The organism is Bacillus sp. 05T31, assembly GCF_056396725.1.
This window is the reverse complement of record NZ_JBFTMA010001386.1, coordinates 1-451: the sequence shown is the minus strand read 5'-3', so window position 1 is coordinate 451 and position 451 is coordinate 1. Positions and strand designations below refer to the sequence as shown.

Annotated in this window: 1 pseudogene; it reads right to left on the bottom strand. The window is 32.8% G+C overall.

Annotation, left to right across the window (positions count from 1 at the left end):
• Positions 1-451: pseudogene (locus tag AC1DJR_RS33425) on the bottom strand (sensor histidine kinase); the annotation flags it as partial.

The following is a 451-nucleotide window of genomic DNA, read 5'->3' as shown; positions in this document are numbered from 1 at the left end:
GACCCATATCAAATATTAAGTCTTTTATACTTTTTAAAGGAATATAAGAGTATACAATACCAACTAATTTTTTATTATCTAAAACAGGGATGACAACACCCATAATATTACGATCAAAATGTTCTTCATACCCTATCTTTGTCACAGTTTTCCCATCTAATAGCGCCTGTCTATCCCCTTCACTTATAAGAGAATGATGGTGAACATCAAAAGGCAAACATGCGCTTAAATCACGCGGATTGTATACGAAAAGGACATCTGAACTAGATATTTGATCATATGCCCTTACTTTCTCTTCAAAAGTGGATACTCCTTCACGTTTATCATATTGCGTGGCAAGACGTTTCCCTTCCATTACTAATGAATCTTTTAAATTATCAACGTATAACTTTTCATATGAGTATAAAGATACAAAATAAAGAAAGGAAACTGTTACACATACTGCACATAC